The organism is Azospirillum palustre (assembly GCF_002573965.1).
In the GTDB taxonomy this organism is placed as follows: domain Bacteria; phylum Pseudomonadota; class Alphaproteobacteria; order Azospirillales; family Azospirillaceae; genus Azospirillum; species Azospirillum palustre.
The window spans coordinates 808,016-823,361 of sequence record NZ_PDKW01000042.1 but is presented as its reverse complement, the minus strand read 5'-3'; the positions used below and the strand labels follow the sequence as shown (position 1 = coordinate 823,361).

Sequence of the window (15,346 nt, the reverse complement as noted above, 5' to 3'; positions counted from 1 at the left end):
CCTATGCGCTGAGACGCTTGTTCTCGGGATCGACGAACACCATGCCGGTGATGGTCGCGGCATGGACCTTGTCCGGCATCGGCACATGCACGGTCTTGCCCTGCAGGGACCGGCCGCCCTGGATCACCGCAAAGGCGATGGACCGCCCCAGCTCGGCGCTCCAGTAGGAGGAGGTCACATGGCCGACCATGTCCATCGGCACCGGCTGGTTCGGGTCGAGGACGATCTGCGCCCCCTCCTCCAGCACGGTCTTCGGATCGGCGGTCAGCAGGCCGACCAGCTGCTTGCGATCCTTCGCCAGCATGTCCGGGCGGGACAGGGAGCGCTTGCCGACGAAGTCCGGCTTGGTCTTGCCGACGGCCCAGGACAGGCCGGCATCGTCCGGCGTCAGCGTGCCGTCCGTGTCCTGGCCGACGATGATGTAGCCCTTCTCGGCGCGCAGGACGTGCATCGTCTCGGTGCCGTAGGGGGTGATGCCGAAGCGCTGCCCGGCCTCGAACAGCTTTTCCCACACCGCGCGGCCGTAGCGGGCCGGCACGTTGATCTCGAAGCCGAGTTCGCCGGTGAAGGAGACGCGGAACAGCCGGGTCGGCACGCCGCAGATCTTGCCGGTCGCCACCGCCATGTGCGGGAAGGCGCCTTCCGACAGGTCGATCCCCTCGACGAACGGCTCGATTAGCTTGCGGGCGTTCGGACCTTGCAACGCGATCACCGACCATTGCTCGGTGGTCGAGGTCAGCCAGACCTTCAGGTCCGGCCATTCGGTCTGGAGGTAATCCTCCATCATGCCCAGCACGCGCGCCGCACCGCCGGTGGTGGTGGTGACGTGGAAGCGGTCATGGGCCAGACGCCCGATCACGCCGTCGTCGCGGATGAAGCCGTCCTCGCCCAGCAGCAGGCCGTAGCGGCAGCGGCCGGGGGCCAGCTTGGCCCAGGCATTGGTATACATGCGGTTCATGAATTCGGCCGCATCGGGACCGACGATCTCGATCTTGCCGAGGGTCGAGGCGTCGAACATGCCCACCGACGTGCGTACCGCCTTGCATTCGCGCGCCACCGCCGCATGCATGTCCTCGCCGACCTGCGGGAAGTACCAGGCGCGGCGCCACAGCGACACCGGCTCGTACACCGCGCCGTTTTCCTCGGCCCAGCCGTCGATCGGCGTCTTGCGCGTCACCTCGAACAGCGCACCCTTGTTGTAGCCGGCGAAGGTGCCGAAGCTGGTCGGGGTGTAGGGCGGACGGAAGGTGGTCAGGCCCACGGCGGGGATCGGCCGCTTCAGCGCATCCGACGCAACCGCCAGACCATTGATGTTGGACAGCTTGCCCTGGTCGGTCGCCATGCCGTTGGTGGTGTAGCGCTTGATGTGCTCGATGGATTTGAAACCCTCGCGCACGGCCAGCCGGATGTCCTTGGCCATCACGTCGTTCTGGAAATCGACGAACGCCTTGGCATGGCCCGGATCGCGGTCGGTCGGCAGCTCGCGGCCAGTCACCCCGGTGAAGGAAAGCTCGCCCTCCACATGATAGCTGGCCGGCTCGACGCCGAACCCTGCATCCATGGCGGCGGCGGCACCGGCGGCGGCACCATCCTCGAAGGCGGCCTTCAACCCGAAGCGGCCCTTGCCGGCGCCGGCCAGACGGCACTCCTCCTTGCCACGGCCGGGCAGGAACATCTGGCCGTCCTCGTTCCAGGTCAGCGACCCCTGGGTGTGGGAGAACAGATGAATGCTGGGGGTCCAGCCGCCCGACATCAGCAGGGCGTCGCAGGCGATGGTTTCGGCACCGCCGACCTTGCCTCCGGCGCCGACCGGGTTGACCCGCACCGAGGAGACGCGCAGCCGGCCCTTGGTTCCGGTGACGGTCCAGCCGATCAGCGTCCTGATGCGCAGCGCATCCGCCGCCGCCACCAGCTGGGTCGGCACGGTGCCGCGGACATCGACGATGGCCGCGACCTCCACCCCCGCCTTGGCGAGGTCGAAGGCGGCGTGCCAGGCGCTGTCATGGCTGGTGACCACGGCCACCCGGTTGCCGACCTTGACGCCATAGCGGTTCGTGTAGGTGCGCGCGGCCCCGGCCAGCATCACGCCGGGCCGGTCGTTGCCGGCGAACACCAGTGGCTTCTCGATGGCGCCCTGGGCCAGCACCACCTGCTTGGCCCGCACCTTCCACATCCGCTCGCGCGGAGCGCCGTCCGGCACGATGCGCAGATGGTCGGTCAGACGCTGACAGAGCCCGACGAAATTCTGGTGGTAATAACCGATGGCCGTGGTGCGCGGCAGCACGGTGACGTTCGGCATCGCCGCCAGCGCGGCGTTGGCGTCCTCCAGCCAGTCCCAGGCCAGCTGCCCGTTGATCTCGGCCGACGGCTCCGACAGCAGCGAACCGCCGATTTCCGACTGCTCGTCGCACAGGATGACCGACGCGCCGCTGCGGCCGGCTTCCAGCGCGGCGGCAAGGCCGGCGGCACCGCCGCCGACGACCAGCACGTCGCAATGGGCGAAGCGGCTGGCATAGGTGTCGGGATCGGGGGCGGTCGGCGCCTTGCCCAGGCCGGCGGCGTTGCGGATGACCGGCTCGTAGACCTTGTCCCAGAAGCTCTTCGGCCACATGAAGGTCTTGTAGTAGAAGCCAGCCGAGAACATCATGTAGAGCGCGTCGTTGACCGCGCCGATGTCGCGGGTCAGCGACGGCCAGCGGTTCTGGCTCTCAGTCTTCAGCCCTTCGAAGACCTCCAGCACCGTCGCCCGCGTGTTCGGCTCGAACCGGCCGTTGCCGCGGTTGCTGCCGACCAGCGCGTTCGGCTCCTCCGACCCGGCGGTCAGGATGCCGCGCGGACGGTGATACTTGAAGGACCGTCCAACGAGATGAACGCCGTTCGCCAGAAGCGCGGACGCCAGCGTGTCGCCTTCGTAGCCGTTGTAGTCCACGCCGTCGAAGGTGAAGCGGAGCTGACGGCTGCGGTTGACCCTGCCCTTGCCGGCAATGCGGAAATTGCTCATGGACGTGCATCCTTGACGCTGGCGGCAGCGGGGGCGGCGGCGGAGTCGGCGACGGCGCTGGAGGCGAGCGCGATCTCCTCGTCGCTCGGGCGCGGAGCCCCGGCCTTGTAGGTCATGGAGAATTTGTCGGTCACGGTGTCGCGCACCGCGTTGAAGAAGCGGCCGCAGCCGTGCATGTGGCGCCAGCGCTCAAAATGCCGGCCGCGCGGGTTGGTGCGGATGAACAGGAAATCGCGCCATTCGTCGTCGGACAGGGCGGAGGGGTCCGCCGGGCGGGCGATGTGCGCCTCGCCGGCATAGGTGAACTCCACCTCCGGGCGCTCTGCTTCGCAATAGGGGCAGCGGATGAGCAGCATGGTCGTCTCCTCAATGCGCGACGGCGGCGGCGGCGGCCTCGTCGATCAGCCGCCCGGTCTTGAAGCGTTCCAGCGTGAAGGGCGCGTTGATCGGGTGCGGCTCGTCGCGGGCGATGGTGTGGGCGAAGACGTTGGCCGACCCCGGCGTCGCCTTGAAGCCACCGGTGCCCCAGCCGCAATTGACGTAGAGACCCGGCACCGGCGTCTTGGCGATGATCGGCGAGCGGTCGGGCGTGACGTCGACGATGCCGCCCCATTTGCGCAGCATGCGCATGCGGTTGAAGATCGGGAACACCTCGCAGATGGCGGCGACGGTGTGCTCGATCAGCGGCAGGCCGCCGCGCTGGCTGTAGGAGGTGTACTGGTCGGTGCCGGACCCGATCACCAGTTCGCCCTTGTCGGACTGGCTGATGTAGGCGTGCACCGTGTTGGACATCACCACGCAGGGGAAGGCCGGCTTGATCGGCTCCGACACCAGCGCCTGCAACGGATAGCTTTCCAGCGGCAGCCGGACTCCGGCGGTGTCCATCACCACCGAGGTGTTGCCAGCGGCCGACACCGCGACCTTCCTGGCCTTGATGAAGCCGCGGGCGGTCTCGACGCCGGTGACGCGGCCGGAGGTGTCGCGGCGGATCGCGGTCACCGGGCAGTTCTGGATGATGTCGACCCCGCGCGCCGAGGCGGCCCGCGCATAGCCCCAGGCCACCGCATCGTGGCGGGCGGTGCCGCCGCGCCGCTGCAATGCCGCTCCCATCACCGGATAGCGGGCGTTGGCGGCGATGTTCAACGGCGGGCAGTATTCCTTGGCCTGCTCCGGCGTCAGCCACTCGTTGTCGATGCCGTTCAGGCGGTTGGAGTGGATGTGGCGCTTGAAGCTTTGGATGTCATGGACCGTGTGCGCCAGCATCATCACGCCGCGCTGCGAGAACATGACGTTGTAGTTCAGCTCCTGGCTCAGCCCTTCCCACAGCTTCACCGCATGCTCGTAGAGCCGGGCGCTTTCGTCGTACAGGTAGTTGGAGCGGATGATGGTGGTGTTGCGGCCGGTGTTGCCGCCGCCGAGCCACCCTTTCTCCACCACCGCGACGTTGGTGATGCCGTGTTCCTTGGCGAGATAATAGGCCGCACCCAGACCATGCCCGCCCGCGCCGACGATCACGACGTCATATTCGGATTTCGGTTCCGCATCGGGCCATTGGGGCTGCCAGTTCTTGTTGCCGGTCAGCGCGTTGGTCAACAGCGAAGAGAATGAGAAGCGGGTCATGGCAGCACCGCGAAGTTCAACGTGCTGACAGTATCGGGAAGCGACCCTTCGTTGGACAGAATGGATGCGTCAGTTTAATGTCACCTATGCGACGGTGCGTCCGCCGGAGGTCACATGACAATCATTGCCAGGGCAAACGCCGGCAGGACCGGCCGGTTCCCGGACCGTGCCGCGGCACCGCGCCTGTCGGTCGGCTTCATCCTCGCCCACCGCTTCACGCTGTGCGCCTTCGCCAATTTCGTCGATGTGCTGCGGCTGGCCGCCGACGAGGGCGACCGCAGCCGGCCGATCCTCTGCGAGTGGTCTGTGCTGTCCGACCAGATGCGGCCGGTGGCATCCAGTTGCGGCATGCTGATGCAGCCGACCGAACGGCTGGGCGATCCGGCAAAGTTCGACTACATCGTCGTCATCGGCGGGCTGATCGATGAGATCTCCAACCTCAGCCCCGACTACATCCGCTATCTGCGCCAGGCGGCGGCGGCGAAAATCCCGCTGGTCGGCGTCTGCACCGGCGCCTTCATCTTGCAGCGGGCCGGGCTGATGGACGGCTACCGTTGCTGCATCAGCTGGTTCCACCATGCCGACTTCCTGGAGCAATTCGACGGCATCACGCCGGTGTCAGACCAGATCTTCATCGTCGACCGCGACCGGCTGACCTGCTCGGGCGGCACCAGCTCGGCCCATCTCGCGGCCTACCTTGTGGAAAAGCATGTCGGGCGGGCCCAGGCGCGCAAAAGCCTGCACATCATGATCATCGACGACGCGCTGCGCGGGGAGAAGCCGCAGCCGGGCATTCCGCTCGACTTCTCCACCAACGACGAGGTGGTGCGGAAGGCGCTTCTGCTGATGCAGCAGAACATCGACGTGCCCTTGTCGGTGGCGGAGATGGCCCGCCGGCTGGGGGCTGCCCGGCGGCAGATGGAGCGGCATTTCCAGAACGCGCTGGGCATGACGCCGACAGAGGCCTACCGGATCATGCGGCTGGAGCATGCCGAATTCCTGCTGCGCAACACCGAGCAGTCGGTGACGGAGGTCGCCGCCGCCGTCGGATTCTGCGATTCCTCGCACTTCGTCCGTGCCTTCAAGGACCGGCGCGGCATGACGCCATCCGTCTTCCGCAAGGGCTGAGACTCCGGCAGGGACTTTGCCACGGCCGCTCCGTTCAACGCCGGTGACGCACCCGTACAATCGGCGGGTGGATCCTTTCGCCATGCTGCGTCCAACGGAACGGTCGGGGACGCAACCATCCACGGGTGCCCTCGACCCGCACTGCGGCAATCCGCTTTCCGTGGCTTGCCGGGCCCAACAAGGATGGCGACTATGCTCGACGACAACGACACCATGCAGATGCACTGGCGTGAAGCCGGCATCCCCGACGAACTGTGCCGGGCACTCGCTCTCGCGTCGATGCCGATGCGCCTGCACGCCCATCCGCCGGTACGCACCGTCGCCGACGCCGAGGAGCATTGGCGCAGCGTTCCCGGCGTGCACACCAAGAATCTGCTTCTGAAGGACGCCAAGGGCGTGCTGTGGCTGGTGGTGCTGCCGCACGACCAGTCGGTGAACATGAAGGAACTGGCGCCGGTCATCGGCTCGGCCAAGCTGTCCTTCGCCTCGCCGGTCACGCTGGAACAGGTCCTGTCCATCGAGCCGGGCGGGGTCAGCCCGCTGGCCCTGGTGGCGGACAAGGAGCGCCGCGTCCGTCTGGTGCTGGAACGCCGCGTCCTGGCCGGCGACACCGTCAATTTCCACCCGATGACCAATCGCGCGACGCTGTCGATGCACCCCGACGACCTGTCGGCCTTCCTGGGCCGGCTCGGCTATGAGCCGATCATCGTCGACATCGCCTGACCATACCTCCCCCGACCAAATCCTTAGGCGCGAGATCTGCGATGCGTCCCAATCACAACCTCTTCTACATGACTGTCAGCTGCCTGAGCCGGCCGGGGATCATCTCCGCCATCTCCACTCACCTGTACGACCGCGACTGCGACATCATCGAAAGCGCTCAGTTCGTCGATCACGACGGCGAGCATTTCTTCCTGCGGATGGCCTTCGACGCTCCGGACGCGATCCGCAGCGAAGCCATCCTCATCGAAGACCTGCAACCCATCGTCGGGCGCTTCGGAATGACCCTGACGCTGCGGGATGCCCGGCGGCGGCCGAAGATCCTGATTATGGTGTCGAAGTTCGGCCATTGCCTGAACGACCTCCTGTACCGCCACAGCATCGGGGCGCTGCCCGTCGACATCGTCGGCGTCGTTTCCAACCATGATGCCTTCCGGTCCCAGGTCGAATCGCACGGCATCCCCTACCATCACCTCCCCGTTTCACCCGGCACCAAGCGGGAGCAGGAACTCCGCCTGATGGAGATCGTCGAAACGAACGACGTGGAACTGGTCGTGCTTGCCCGCTACATGCAGGTTCTCTCGCAAGAGCTCTGCACGCACATGGCGGGGCGGATCATCAACATCCACCACAGCTTCCTGCCCAGCTTCAAGGGTGCCAAGCCCTATCATCAGGCCTACAAGCGCGGCGTGAAGCTGATCGGGGCCACGGCACACTACGTCACCGACGACCTCGACGAAGGACCGATCATCGAACAGGAGGTGGCGCGCGTCGATCACTCGATGTCGCCCGACGATCTGGTCGCCATCGGCCGCGACGTCGAAAGCGTCGTCCTGGCCCGGGCCATCCGGCTGCACATCGAGGCGCGGGTCATGCTCCACGACCACCGCGCCATCGTCCTGCGGTAACAAGAGGAGTTCACCGATCTTGCAGCTCATCGACGAACAAGCCACCCAGGCGGTCCGCCGCGCTTTCGCATCGGGCGGCCTTGCCGCAGCGGTGCAGGAGTTGCGCCGGCATGTCGTGATCGAGGACGAACGCATGGCGCTCGCCACCGTCGAGGCGTTTCTTGCCAGTGTCCACAACGGCGACACCCGGCTATAAGGTCGCCGTTCCCGCCTTGCCGGCCCTGTCGGCCCCGACATGCGGGCGTTTTTCCCCTCCGGCGGATCAAGCGATGTCCCTCATCCAACCGATCGTCCCGCTGCTTCTTGCGGTGTTCCTGATGATGGGGGGGACGGGAGCGCTGACGACCATCGTCAGCGTTCGGCTGGACGCCGCCGGCGCCCCGCCCATCCTGCTCGGCGCCCTGACCGCCGCCTATTATCTGGGGGTGACGGTCGGATCGACGCAGGCGTTCCGGCTGGTCGCGCAGGTCGGGCACATCCGTGCCTTCAGCGCCTCCGCCACGGTTCTGGTCGCGCCCACGCTCGGGCACACGCTGGGCTCCGATCCCGCGGCCTGGATCGCCCTTCGCCTCGTGGAAGGCTGCTGCATGGCCGGCCTGTTCGTCTGCATCGAAAGCTGGCTGAACCAGAGCGCCACCTCGGCCACGCGCGGGCAGATCCTGGCCCTCTACATGATCGCGCTCTATGGCGCGCAAGGGGTCGGCCAGTATCTGATGGTCATCGACGATCCGCACGGCTTCAAGCAGTTCGTCGTCGTGTCGATCCTGGTCTCGCTCGCCCTTGTCCCGGTCGCGCTGAGCCGCACCGCACCGCCCCTGTTGCAGAAGCTGGAGTCCGTCAGGATCGGCCATCTCTACCGGGCCAGTCCGCTGGGATTTGCCGGCACGGTGATCAGCGGGCTGGTCGTCGGCGCCTTCTATGGGCTGGGTCCGGTCCATGTCCGGCATCTCGGCTACGATCTGGGCCAATCCGCGACCTTCGTCAGCGCCGCCATCATCGGCGGAATGCTCCTTCAATGGCCTGTAGGGAAGCTTTCGGACCTTATCGACCGGCGGCTGGTCCTGGTCGGCCTGTTCGCGGCCTTGGCCGTTACCAGCATCGGCATGACGGTGCTGCCGCAGGGCAAGTTCGGCCCGCTGCTGGCCGGCATCTCCCTGTTCGGCGGGATCATCTTCGCGATCTATCCGATCTGCGTCTCGCACACCAACGACTTCCTGACGCCTGCCGAAATGGTGCCGGCCAGCGGCGGCATGGTGCTGGGCTTCTCGATCGGCGCCATCGCCGGCCCCTTCCTCGCCTCGCTGGTGATGGCGGTTTTCGAGCAGGATGGCTTGTTCCTGTTCTCGGCGCTGGTCGCCATCGTCGCGCTGGCGTTCGCGCTCTGGCGGATGACGGTCCGCCCCCCTGTGCCGTTGGACCAGCGCCTCCCCTTCCTTCCCCAGGCACCGATTCCGGGACCTTTGGACGGCGTGACGCCGGGTGTGGAAAAGTCCGGGACCGGCATCGGGGAGGAAGCGCCAGAAGCGGAACCGTCGAGGCTTTGAAGACAGCAGGGCGGCACGACGGTCGATAAGATCCCTTCCCCAACCCAAAGCTGTCGATGTACCACTCGCCGGAGACGGGGATGCTGCTTCACCCATGAAGCATGCATCCCCCAAAACTCCGGCATGTTGGCGAGATCGATGGTTCCTGTTTCCAGTATTATTCATCCCGCGAAGCGGACGGCACCGATCATGAGGGTGCTGGGCACTGTCTTGGGATGCATCGCGCCACTTCTGGTTGCCGCGATGATTTTCAGCTCGGCCCCGGCCCGTGCCGAGAACTGGCTCGTCGCTTCCGAGGATTTCTTCCCGCCCTATAATTTTACGTTACGCGGCAAGCGGACGGGAATGGACACCGAGATCGTCGAAGCGATGCTGAAGGAAATCGGCGTGTATCCGGTTCACCGCCCGATGACCTGGCCGGAGGTGGTGCGCGCCCACGACGAGAACGAGGTGGATGTCGCGTTCCAGTTCTTCACCTCGCCCCGCCGTCTGGAGCGCGGCCATCTGATCGGTCCTTACCGGGTCGGCGCGACCGTTCTGATGGTCCGCAGCAATTCGGACATCGGTTACACGGGTATCGAGGATCTGCGGGGACTGCGGGTCGGCGTCGTCGAAGGCTTCGAATACACGCCCGAGTTCGACAAGTCCCAGCTCTTCGAAAAGGTCCCCAGCAGCAGCAGCGTCGTCTCGTTCCGGCGCCTGCTTCTCGGCCGTGTCGATGCCATCGCCGGCGATTTGCAGGTGCTCAAATATCTGGCCGACAGCGAAGGCCGAACCGCGTCGGTCAAAATCCTGCCCAAGCCCCTGGCGATGGTGCCGCGCTACATCTCGGTGCCGAAGGCTCGGGCGGATAAGTCCGACCGGCTGCGCGCAGCCTATGAAAAACTCAAGAAGGACGGCACCATCGACGCCATCGTCCGCAACTGGGACCGGTAGTCGAAGACCCGGCGGCAAAGAGCCCACGCTCCTTTGCCGCGTCGGGACAAAGCCTTACTCCTGCGGATCCAGCATGAAGTGGCGAACCTTGTGCCGGTTCTCGATCAGTTCGTCGATGGTGGGTTCGTTGCGCATCGCCCGGCCGATGGCGATCTTGGTCGCCTCGTAGTTGGTGCGATAGAGATCGGCACGGTCGAGATTCGCATCGGTGGCGCAGCGGGGATCGATCCAGACCATCACCAGAATGCACAGGTCGTTGATCCCGTCGCGCGGCAGAAGGCCGTCGATGACACAGTCCAGCACCGCGTCGGCGGTGGCGGCCTGGACGACGCCGCCGAACAGGTCGACATAGGCGCTCGACTTCATCGTCACCTTGGACACCATCATGGTGGCCGGACGAACCATCTGGTTGCAATCCCGCACCGCGAACATGCGGGTATGGCCGGCGGTCTGCCCCATCATGGTGGCGAACGCATGGCCGGCCGGGCCGTCGACCGTGCCGATCACGATTTCCGGCATGGCGTCGGTGAACTGGCCTTCCTTGGCGAAGACGGTGGCCTCGCCGACACGGAACAGCGGATTGCTCATGGGATTTCTGCTCTCCTGAGAAAGGGTGGTGGGGCCGGTCATCCGGTGCGGATGCCGTCCAGCAACTGTTCGATGCTGCCGCGCAGCCGTACGGTCTGACCGGCGAGGTCGGCGGCGGCGGACAGGACGTGCCGTGTCGCGCTTTCGGTGTCGCGGGCGCCGCCGGTGACATCCCGGGCGTTGCGCGCGACCACGCCCGCCCCGGATGCCGCCTGGTCGATGCTGGCATGGATGGTGGCCGACGCGGCGGCCTGCGCCTCCATCGACTTGGCGATGGCAAGCGAGATCGTGCTGATCTCCTCGATCACCGCGGTGATACTCTGCAAGGCCTGGGCGGCATTGCCGGTCGCGTCCTGCATCGCCTGGATGCGGAGCGAGACATCCTGAGTCGCCTTGGCGGTCTGGCTGGCGAGCTGGCGCACCTCCTGCGCCACCACAGCGAAGCCCTTGCCGGCCTCGCCGGCGCGGGCGGCTTCGATGGTCGCATTCAGCGCCAGCAGATTGGTCTGTCCGGTGATCTCGTCGATGATGCGCACGACGTTGCCGATGCCCTCGGCCGACTGCCGCAGGCTGTGCACCGACTGGTCGGCCTTGCGGGCCTCCTCGACCGCCGACAGGGCGATGCGGGTGGAATCGTCGATGCGGAGGCGGATTTCCCCCAACGACCGAAAGGTCTCGTCGGCCAACGCCGCGACCGACTGGACGTTGCTTGCGATCTGTTCCGCCGCCACCACGGTCTCGCCGGCCTGCTCGTTGGTGCGGTCGATGATGCCGGTCAGCTGTCTTGCGGTGCCGTCGAGCGCTCCCGCCGACGAATCCACCGTGTCCAGCCCCTCCATCGCCGTCCGTTCGAAATGGGAAATCAGCGCCTCAAGCTGGACGGAGCGCTGGCGCTCGCGCCGTCGTGCCGCGATGTCCTGGAAGGCGGACCGGACATGGTCGTTCGCCGGAGACCCCAGGATTTCGTCCAGGGTGCCGACCTGCGCGAAGCGGCCGTTCTCCATGAAGGCGATACGGTCCGCGATTCGCATCGCCTCGTCCGGATCCTGCGTGGTGAACAGCACGGCCGCCCGACGCGCCCGCTGCCAGTCGAGGAATTCCGCCTCAAGCTCCAGCCGCAGGACAGGATCGACCCCGGCGAAGGGAGCATCCATCAACAGCAATGGCGGTTCGCCGATCAGGGACCGCGCAAGTCCGATCCGCAGCCGCGCCTCGGACGGTATTTCAGGCGGACGCCGGTCGGCCAGATGGGCCAGCCCCATGCGCGTCAGCACAGCCCGGGCGCGGTCCTGACGCTCACGCCGGCGCAAGCCGGCGACCTCCAGCCCGAACGCCAGATTCTCCAGGACAGTGCGGTTGGGCATCAGCGCCACGGCGCCGAAGGTCATCGCCATGCTATCGCGGCGGGCGGCCACCAGTTCGGCCGGCTTCATCGCCGCCATGTCGCGCCCGTTCAGGCAGACGATGCCCGAGGTCGGTTCGACCAGACGGTTCACCATGCGGATCAGGGTGGATTTGCCCGAATTGGACCGCCCGAGCAGGCCAAGGATTTCGCCGGCCGCAAGACCGAACGAAACATCGGCGACCGCCACCGCCGCACCGGTTTCCCGCTGGATGTCGGCCTGGTCCCTCCCGGCATGCAGCATGGTCAAGGCGCGGGCGGCATTGCCGCCATACAACTTGCACAATCCCGTAACCGACAACATCCCGATGCCGGCCGGCACCACGCCTTGCAGATGAGCTGGGCCTTGCAGGTGAGTTGGGCCTTGCAGGTGAGCTGGCGAGTTCATCGGCGCTCCCGATCGTGAAGGGACTGGAAACGGGAATGGCTGGAGACGGCCGTCCGTCACGCGATTGCGCGTTGAGAACGGACCGCCTCCATCGACAGTGCCGGGAATGGTACGGGAAAGGGTGCCCGGCTGCGGATCAGAGCTTGCCGGTGACCCAGTAATCGATCCGGGCCTTGTTGTTCTTGATATAGTTGTCGACCGCCTTCTCATAGCTGGTCTGGCGGGCTTCCTGCATCATCGCCTCCAGATCGCCGATGGGCAGGACCATCCGGTTCAGGAATTCGTAGATTTCCGGGTGATCCTGGTAGAAGCCCTTCCGGACGACGGCGTTCACGCTCTCCAGACCGCCCAGCGCGCCCTTCGGATCCTCCAGATAGCGCAGCTTCCAGTTGGCGAACATCCAGTGCGGGCTCCAGCTGGTCACGACGATCCACTCGTTGCGCTTCATGGCGCGCTCCAGAGCGGCGAGCATCGCGGCGTCGCTGGCCGACACCAGCTGCATTCCCTTCAGATCGTAGGTCTTCAGCGCCTTTTCCGACGCCTGCATCAACCCCGATCCCGGATCGATGCCCTGAATCTTGCCGCCGAGCTGCTTCTGCACCTCCGGCTTCTTCAAATCCTCGATGGTCTTGACCTGATCGACGGGGATGTAGTCCGGCACCACCCAGCCCAGGCGGGCACGGGTGTAGAGCGGGCCGAGATCGACGATGTCCTTGCCGACCTTGTCGAGATAGGGCTTGTGGGTCAGCGGCTGCCACGACATCAGCATGGCGTCCAGCTTGCCGCTGGCGATGCCCTGATACTGGATGCCGATGTCGGCCATGGTCAGTTCGACCTTGTAGCCGAACCGCTCCTCGATCACCGCTTTGGCGAGTTTCGTCACCGCCTCGGCGTCCGACCAGGCGGTCCAGCCGATGTTGATCGACTTTTCCGCGGCCTGCGCCGGGATGGCGGTCACAGCGGTCCCCAGACCGACCGTCATGGCCGCCGACAACAGCATGCCCAAGGCTTTACCGAAGATTTTCATCAAGAAGCCTCCTCGTGTCGTTTGTTTGTTTGGGTGTCGTTTATTTGTTTGGGTTCTTCCGCTTGGATTGACCGGTCCGCCATGCCGGAACTTGAACCGGATGCGTGCGCGGGGCCCGGCAGGTCATCTCCGACCTGCCGATGAGTGCGATCACGTGACGGGTTGGCATCCATGGGAACGGTTGGCCGACCGCCTTCCGGAATTGAACGGAAAGCTGTTTCCAACCGATGCGAACCTTTGCTGACATCAGTGCTGATTGAGGAAGAATGCCGGCCTTGAAAGCAAAAAACCTTCATCACAGCGGCAGTTCGTATCGCATTTGCGACAACGCCGTACGACACCCGCTCGTCCGGCGAATGCTGCCGGTTTCACCAGCGGATATTTTAAAATCTGCAATGGAAATAGGAAAACGCTGCGGCAGTCCTGTGACGATGAGATGTTGGGAATGATGGGCCGCTCTTATCATATTGCCGGCCGGTCACTCTCCCGGCCGGATCGAACGGCCATCCGTCCCGAATATTCGCATCCTGTCGCAAACCGACCATTGCCTCCGGCCCGGCCTGCGCAAAAAGACAGGATGTCCTGTCGGCCTTTTTAAAGTTGATGTCGCAATCCAGAACGCGACGCGCTGCGGCCGGCGGCAGGCTGTGTGTCGTGGAATCGAGAAAATCACAGCCCGGTCAAGGTTGAAGCGGCTCCACGAACGCATTGCCCAACTCCCGCTGGCCCACTCCCGCAGAAGGTCAACCGCCATGTCGTCCGAGATTTCCATAGAAGCCCTGCTGAAGCGCAGAAAAAAGGGGTACAGCCTGGAAGCCCCGTTCTACACCAGCGATGAAATCTTCAAGCTGGACATGGAAATCATCTTCGGCCGCCACTGGCTGCATGTGGGCGTGGAACCGGACGTGGCGGAGCCGGGCGACGTGATGGTGGTGGATATCGGCAAGACGTCCGTCATCGTCATGCGCGACGACGACATGGAACTGCGCGCCTATCACAATGTCTGCCGCCACCGCGGCGCACGCATCGTCCTGAAGGAGAAGACTTCCGTCGGCAATCTGGTGTGCAGCTATCACCAGTGGACCTACGGCCAGGACGGCGAGCTTCTGTTCGCCGAGCATATGGGCAACGATTTCGACCGCAAGTGCCGGAACCTGAAGAAGGTCCACATCCGCTCGGTCGGCGGCCTGATCTTCATCTGCCTGGCGGAAGAAGCCCCGGACGACATCGACCGCATGGCGGCGGCCATCGAGCCCTACATCCTTCCGCACGATCTGAAGAACTGTAAGATCGCCAAGACCGTCGACCTGATCGAGAAGGGCAACTGGAAGCTCACGATGGAAAACAATCGTGAATGCTACCACTGCGTCGGCAACCATCCCGAACTGACCATCCCGCTGTTCGAATATGGCTTCGGCTTCGCCCCCGACGGTACCAACCCGAAGCGGATGGAACATGCCGCCAAGTACGATGCGCTGGTGCAAAGCTGCCATACCGGCTGGGAGGCCTCGGGCTTCCCCAGCCGCGAGATCGAGCATCTGACCGACACCACCGGCTTCCGCGCCGAGCGGCTGCCGCTGGACGGTGCCGGCGAGGCCCACACCAAGGACACGCGCAGCGCCTCCAAGAAGCTTCTGGGGTCGATCGCCGAGCGCAAGCTGGGTGCCTTGTCCTTCTGGACCCAGCCGAACTCCTGGAACCACTTCATGAGCGACCACATCGTCACCTTCTCGGTGTTCCCGCTCGGTCCCGACCGCAATCTGCTGCGCACCCGCTGGCTGGTCCACAAGGACGCGGTGGAAGGCGTCGATTACGACCTGAACCGCCTGACGGAGGTGTGGGAGGCGACCAACCAGCAGGACGCCGATCTGGTCGAGATCTCGCACAACGGCGCGATCAGCCCCGCCTACGAGCCGGGCCCCTATTCGCCCTACACCGAGCCGCTCGTCGAGAAGTTCACGGAATGGTACGTCGGCCGCATGGCCGAGCATCTGCTGGGCAAGCAGGCCGCGGTGAGCGTCGCCGCCGAATGACGCGGCGCCAGGGCGTCCCGGCCGGCCGAGCGCCGGGACCGCCCACCGTTC

Annotated in this window: 13 protein-coding genes; 7 read left to right on the top strand and 6 right to left on the bottom strand. The window is 65.4% G+C overall.

The features are described 5' to 3' along the window. Position 1: 1 nt before the first annotated feature. From CRT60_RS21180 to CRT60_RS21170, 3 genes are read right to left on the bottom strand one after another with little or no spacing between them, the layout of a single operon-like run. Positions 2 to 3,001 (bottom strand): sarcosine oxidase subunit alpha, encoded by a 3,000-nt coding sequence (locus tag CRT60_RS21180; RefSeq protein ID WP_098738490.1) that lies wholly within the window; start codon positions 2,999 to 3,001, stop codon positions 2 to 4. Continuing rightward, positions 2,998 to 3,357 carry a sarcosine oxidase subunit delta gene (locus CRT60_RS21175; RefSeq protein ID WP_098738489.1) on the bottom strand — a complete coding sequence of 120 codons (360 nt, stop codon included), beginning with the start codon at positions 3,355 to 3,357 and terminating at the stop codon, positions 2,998 to 3,000. The genes CRT60_RS21180 and CRT60_RS21175 overlap by 4 nt, the downstream gene beginning before the upstream one ends. Positions 3,358 to 3,367: 10 nt before the next feature. After that, positions 3,368 to 4,621: a sarcosine oxidase subunit beta family protein gene (locus CRT60_RS21170; protein WP_098738488.1), complete on the bottom strand. Its 1,254-nt coding sequence runs from the start codon at positions 4,619 to 4,621 to the stop codon at positions 3,368 to 3,370. Positions 4,622 to 4,735: 114 nt separating this feature from the next. On the opposite strand from CRT60_RS21170, the gene CRT60_RS21165 reads away from it, so the two are divergent. The 6 genes from CRT60_RS21165 (at position 4,736) to CRT60_RS21145 (ending at position 9,857) form a co-directional block, all read left to right on the top strand. After that, the gene (locus CRT60_RS21165; protein ID WP_098738487.1) at positions 4,736 to 5,749 is read left to right on the top strand and encodes a GlxA family transcriptional regulator; all 1,014 of its coding nucleotides are present in this window, start codon (positions 4,736 to 4,738) and stop codon (positions 5,747 to 5,749) included. Positions 5,750 to 5,941: 192 nt separating this feature from the next. After that, on the top strand, positions 5,942 to 6,472 hold the full coding sequence (locus tag CRT60_RS21160) for a YbaK/EbsC family protein (RefSeq protein ID WP_098738486.1): 531 nt from the start codon (positions 5,942 to 5,944) through the stop codon (positions 6,470 to 6,472). Between the two features lie 41 nt (positions 6,473 to 6,513). Further along, entirely contained in the window at positions 6,514 to 7,377 is an 864-nt protein-coding gene (purU, locus tag CRT60_RS21155; protein WP_098738485.1) for a formyltetrahydrofolate deformylase, read from the top strand. A 19-nt stretch (positions 7,378 to 7,396) separates the two neighbouring features. After that, positions 7,397 to 7,573 carry a hypothetical protein gene (locus CRT60_RS36500; RefSeq protein WP_167421774.1) on the top strand — a complete coding sequence of 59 codons (177 nt, stop codon included), beginning with the start codon at positions 7,397 to 7,399 and terminating at the stop codon, positions 7,571 to 7,573. A 73-nt stretch (positions 7,574 to 7,646) separates the two neighbouring features. Beyond that, entirely contained in the window at positions 7,647 to 8,921 is a 1,275-nt protein-coding gene (locus tag CRT60_RS21150; RefSeq protein ID WP_098738484.1) for an MFS transporter, read from the top strand. 189 nt (positions 8,922 to 9,110) lie between these two features. Beyond that, entirely contained in the window at positions 9,111 to 9,857 is a 747-nt protein-coding gene (locus CRT60_RS21145) for a substrate-binding periplasmic protein (protein WP_098738483.1), read from the top strand. Between the two features lie 54 nt (positions 9,858 to 9,911). Here the strand turns inward: CRT60_RS21145 and fae are convergent, their stop codons facing one another. The 3 genes from fae to CRT60_RS21130 form a co-directional block, all read right to left on the bottom strand. Continuing rightward, entirely contained in the window at positions 9,912 to 10,445 is a 534-nt protein-coding gene (gene fae, locus CRT60_RS21140; protein WP_098738482.1) for a formaldehyde-activating enzyme, read from the bottom strand. A 38-nt stretch (positions 10,446 to 10,483) separates the two neighbouring features. Next, positions 10,484 to 12,124, bottom strand: a complete 1,641-nt coding sequence (locus tag CRT60_RS21135) for a methyl-accepting chemotaxis protein (protein ID WP_244592672.1) — start codon at positions 12,122 to 12,124, stop codon at positions 10,484 to 10,486. A 247-nt stretch (positions 12,125 to 12,371) separates the two neighbouring features. Further along, positions 12,372 to 13,262 carry a glycine betaine ABC transporter substrate-binding protein gene (locus CRT60_RS21130; protein WP_098738481.1) on the bottom strand — a complete coding sequence of 297 codons (891 nt, stop codon included), beginning with the start codon at positions 13,260 to 13,262 and terminating at the stop codon, positions 12,372 to 12,374. A gap of 752 nt (positions 13,263 to 14,014) precedes the next feature. Between CRT60_RS21130 and CRT60_RS21125 the strand changes: the two genes are divergently transcribed. Beyond that, entirely contained in the window at positions 14,015 to 15,295 is a 1,281-nt protein-coding gene (locus tag CRT60_RS21125; RefSeq protein WP_098738480.1) for an aromatic ring-hydroxylating oxygenase subunit alpha, read from the top strand. Positions 15,296 to 15,346 lie beyond the last annotated feature (51 nt).

Excerpts from the sequence above, each read along its gene's own strand:
- CRT60_RS21125 (WP_098738480.1), top strand. The coding sequence starts at position 14,015 with ATGTCGTCCGAGATTTCCATAGAAGCCCTGCTGAAGCGCAGAAAAAAG.
- CRT60_RS21150 (WP_098738484.1), top strand. The coding sequence starts at position 7,647 with ATGTCCCTCATCCAACCGATCGTCCCGCTGCTTCTTGCGGTGTTCCTG.
- CRT60_RS21145 (WP_098738483.1), top strand. The coding sequence starts at position 9,111 with ATGAGGGTGCTGGGCACTGTCTTGGGATGCATCGCGCCACTTCTGGTT.
- CRT60_RS21175 (WP_098738489.1), bottom strand. The coding sequence starts at position 3,357 with ATGCTGCTCATCCGCTGCCCCTATTGCGAAGCAGAGCGCCCGGAGGTG.
- CRT60_RS21170 (WP_098738488.1), bottom strand. The coding sequence starts at position 4,621 with ATGACCCGCTTCTCATTCTCTTCGCTGTTGACCAACGCGCTGACCGGC.
- fae (WP_098738482.1), bottom strand. The coding sequence starts at position 10,445 with ATGAGCAATCCGCTGTTCCGTGTCGGCGAGGCCACCGTCTTCGCCAAG.
- CRT60_RS21180 (WP_098738490.1), bottom strand. The coding sequence starts at position 3,001 with ATGAGCAATTTCCGCATTGCCGGCAAGGGCAGGGTCAACCGCAGCCGT.
- CRT60_RS21165 (WP_098738487.1), top strand. The coding sequence starts at position 4,736 with ATGACAATCATTGCCAGGGCAAACGCCGGCAGGACCGGCCGGTTCCCG.
- CRT60_RS21160 (WP_098738486.1), top strand. The coding sequence starts at position 5,942 with ATGCTCGACGACAACGACACCATGCAGATGCACTGGCGTGAAGCCGGC.
- purU (WP_098738485.1), top strand. The coding sequence starts at position 6,514 with ATGCGTCCCAATCACAACCTCTTCTACATGACTGTCAGCTGCCTGAGC.
- CRT60_RS21130 (WP_098738481.1), bottom strand. The coding sequence starts at position 13,262 with ATGAAAATCTTCGGTAAAGCCTTGGGCATGCTGTTGTCGGCGGCCATG.